Below are 3,543 nucleotides of genomic sequence, written 5' to 3'. Positions count from 1 at the left end.
GGCCCGTAGAAGGGCCGCCCTACATCGGACGACAGACGTAGGGCGGGGAATCCTTTCCCCGCCGCGGGCGACCGTGGAGGACTCGTCCTACCGGTCGCCCCTACGGGTTCGATTCGCGGATGACGTAGGGGCGGGAGTATACAGCCGTCCTTGAATATCCTCGGAGTTGCAATAAGCCGATACTAATGAGACCTTGCATCAATTAAATAAATAGTATAGAATACCCATCGGAAGGCGTGAGTGTTGACGGGTAAGAAACTCCGCGGGACGGAGTTCCTTTTGGCGAAACAGAAGATAATGAGTATCATTATCAACAAGGAGGAGAGATATGCCAGGCGGAGACAGAACCGGACCCCAGGGTGAAGGTCCGCGTACCGGTCGCGGCCTCGGCGACTGCGCGCCCCGGAAGGACAAAGACGGCAACATCATCGAGCCGCTGCTCGGCCTCGGACGCGGCGGCTACCCAAGGGGCGGAGGACGTGGCTGGGGCGGCGGACGCGGAAACGGCCGCGGATTCGGTCGCGGCGGAGGCTACGGCGTCCGCTACCGGCAGCGCGGCACTTCCACCGAGCCCGAGAAAAAAGACGATTAGCGAACCCGCAACGACCCGGGAGGGGCGATGCCCGATAAACGCCTGATTGCCGTGGCCGCCGAAGACGACCGCGGCCTGGAAAGCAACGTGAGCCACCACTTCGGTCGCTGCCCGTACTACGTCATCGTGGAAAGCGAGGACGGCAGCATCGGTCCCGTGCGCGTCGTGGCCAACCCGCATTACGACGAACACAGCCCCGGCAAGATACCGCTGTTCATCAAGTCCCAGGACGTGACGGTGATGATTGCCGGGGGGATGGGGCGGCGTGCCATTGATATCTTCGATCACCACGGCATCGAGGTCGCCACCGGCGCCCAGGGTACAGTCCGTCGGACCCTGGAGGACTACCTGGGCGGCCGCCTGAGCGGCTACGACCCCTGCTCCGGCAGGGAGGGCGGCCACGACCACGGGGATCACCACTAAACCCGGGAGGGACCATGCTGATAGCCTTCACGGCCGCGGGAAAGGGCGGCCTGAAAGCCGATGTGGACCAGCGCTTCGGCCGGGCCCCGCACTTCGTCATCGTTGACACCGAGAGCGGGGACGCGGTTGATGAGTTCGACAACCCCGCGATCCATGCGGACCACGGCGCCGGACCCCAAGCCGCCGCTCTCGTCGCCGAGCACGGCGCCCGGGGCGTGGTGTCCGGTGACTTCGGACCCAAGGCCCAGGCCGCTCTGGAGGGGCTCGGGCTGGGAATGTGGAAGATCAAAGACCCGACGACCGTGGAAGAAACCCTCCGGCTCTACCGCGAAGGCGGGCTGGAGGAGATTAAGCCCCCCCGGTGACGATGCGGGTCTGTCTGGCCAGCGGCAAGGGCGGAACCGGCAAGACCCTACTGGCCACCAGCCTGGCCGTGTACCTGGCCCGGCGCTCCGGGTCCGTCACCTATCTGGACGCCGACGTGGAGGAACCCAACGGGTTCCTCTTTTTGCGACCGGAAATCGAGCTGCAGGAGCGGATGGCGGTGCCGGTGCCCGCTCTGAAGACCGGCGTCTGCTCCGGGTGCGGTGAATGCCGGCGGCTGTGCGCCTACGGGGCCATCCTGGACCTGGAGGACCGGGTGATGGTTTTCCCCGAGCTGTGCCACTCCTGCGGGGGATGCCTTATCGTCTGTCCCGAGGAGGCCTTGGAGGAGGTGCCCCGGGAGATCGGCACCCTTTCGCGGGGAATGAGCGGATCGCTGACCTGCTGCGCCGGCCGGCTGGACATCGGTGAGACGCGGTCCGCCCCGCTCATCGAGCGGCTGCTGGATTGGGCACCGCCCGGGCGTGTCGAGATTGTTGACGCCCCACCCGGAACCTCGTGCAGCGTCACGGCCGCCCTGCGCGGCGCCGACCTCCTCGTGCTCGTCACCGAGCCCACCCCCTTCGGGCTGCACGACCTGCGGCTCTCGGTGGAGCTCGGCCGCACGCTGGGGCTCGGGATGGTCGCCGTCATCAACCGCAGCGATCTGGGCGGTGACGAGGTGCGGGAGTACCTCACCCGGGAGGGGATTCGGGTAGTCGCCGAGATTCCCTTCCGGCGCGAGATAGCCGCCGTTTACGCGGCCGGTGGGCTCTGCCTGGACGGCTCGCCGGAGGTCTTGGGCGCGGTGGAGGCCCTCGCCGAGGAGGTGGACCGTGCCGGTTAAGGAGCTGGTGGTCGTCTCCGGCAAAGGGGGTACGGGAAAAACCTCGCTGGCCGCCTCGCTGGTGGAGCTGGCCCGGGGCGAGCACCCCGTGGTGGCGGTTGACGCCGACGTGGACGCGTCCAACCTGGCCCTGATCCTGGACGCCAAACCCGGTGAGCCCCACGATTTCGTCGGCGGCGAGCTGGCCTTCGTCGCCCCGGAGCTCTGCACCGGTTGCGGGGCCTGCGTCGAGGCCTGCCGTTTCGCGGCGATCGCCATGACGGACGGCAAGGCCCTCGTGGACCCGCTGGCCTGCGAGGGCTGCCGGGTCTGCCGGGCGGTCTGTCCCGCCGGCGCCGTGACCCTGCGGCCCAGTGTGGCGGGAAGCTGGCGCGTGGACGTGGGCGAGGGGTTCCACCTGATTCATGCCGAGCTCGGCATCGCCCGGGACAATTCGGGCAAGCTGGTTTCCAGGGTGCGCCGGGAGGCTCGGGAAGTGGCGGAGCGAACCGGGTCGGGATTGATAATCGTAGACGGGCCGCCGGGGATCGGCTGTCCCGTCCACGCCGCGATAACCGGGACCGACCTGGCCCTGGTCGTCACCGAGCCGAGCCCCTCCGGCATGCACGACCTGGAGCGGGCTCTGGACACCTGCGCCCACTTCGACCGACCGGCGGTCGTGGTGGTCAACAAGGCGGACCTGGCCCCGGCGCTGACCGAGGAGACGGCCGACCTCTGCCGCAGACGCGGCACGCCGCTCCTGGGGCGCCTGCCCTTCGACCGCCGTGTGCCCGGCCTGCTGGCCCGGGGGTTGTCCCTGATTCATCTGGACGTTTTCAAGGAACTCCTCGTGGAGCTTTGGGGGGAGCTCCGCGAGCGGTTGAACGGCTGAATCACCCACGCGCATGTATGAAATCGCAGAGCGGGGGCTACGTGCCCGCCCGTAGAAAACCCTCCCTCCCGCCGGTCTTGACCCCGGCGGAAATAGCGTTTATATTGGAAGATGATGAAGAAGAAGACGCGCCTTCTCGACGCGGGAGCGGAACACGATGAAAAGGTTGTCGGTAATAATTTTCGCGCTGGCGTTCGTCGGGGCGGCCTGGGCCGGCGAGTGGCACATCGAGAATGTGGATTACATAGGCAGTAGTGATACCAATACCTCTCTCAAACTGGACACGGACGATCTGCCTTTTATTTCTTGGCATCACACACGTTCATGGACCAAAGAGGATGCTTTTCAGATAGGGTAGCATATCCGGGTCGTTTCGGTGGTTGAAGCGGAACTCCATTTCTCTGATGAACAGGTGGAAGTTTCGCTTGAAGCCGCCGTGATAGACCT

At 66.1% G+C, this 3,543-nt stretch carries 5 protein-coding genes; all 5 read left to right on the top strand.

The features are described from left to right. Nucleotides 1-328: 328 nt before the first annotated feature. The 5 genes from VM054_09790 to VM054_09770 are packed head-to-tail and all read left to right on the top strand — an operon-like array spanning nt 329 to nt 3,096. A complete protein-coding gene (locus tag VM054_09790; protein HUT99351.1) occupies nt 329-592 on the top strand; it encodes a DUF5320 domain-containing protein in 264 nt (87 codons plus the stop codon). A 27-nt stretch (nt 593-619) separates the two neighbouring features. Next, on the top strand, nt 620-1,015 hold the full coding sequence (locus tag VM054_09785) for a NifB/NifX family molybdenum-iron cluster-binding protein (GenBank protein HUT99350.1): 396 nt from the start codon (nt 620-622) through the stop codon (nt 1,013-1,015). 14 nt (nt 1,016-1,029) lie between these two features. Beyond that, on the top strand, nt 1,030-1,380 hold the full coding sequence (locus VM054_09780; GenBank protein ID HUT99349.1) for a NifB/NifX family molybdenum-iron cluster-binding protein: 351 nt from the start codon (nt 1,030-1,032) through the stop codon (nt 1,378-1,380). Nucleotides 1,381-1,382: 2 nt separating this feature from the next. Then, on the top strand, nt 1,383-2,225 hold the full coding sequence (locus VM054_09775; protein HUT99348.1) for an ATP-binding protein: 843 nt from the start codon (nt 1,383-1,385) through the stop codon (nt 2,223-2,225). Next, nucleotides 2,215-3,096: an ATP-binding protein gene (locus tag VM054_09770; GenBank protein HUT99347.1), complete on the top strand. Its 882-nt coding sequence runs from the start codon at nt 2,215-2,217 to the stop codon at nt 3,094-3,096. The genes VM054_09775 and VM054_09770 overlap by 11 nt, the downstream gene beginning before the upstream one ends. The last annotated feature ends 447 nt before the right edge of the window (nt 3,097-3,543 follow it).

It is taken from the genome of bacterium, from assembly GCA_035528375.1.
Classification (GTDB): Bacteria; RBG-13-66-14; RBG-13-66-14; order RBG-13-66-14; family RBG-13-66-14; genus RBG-13-66-14.
This window is presented reverse-complemented; position numbering and strand designations above follow the sequence as displayed.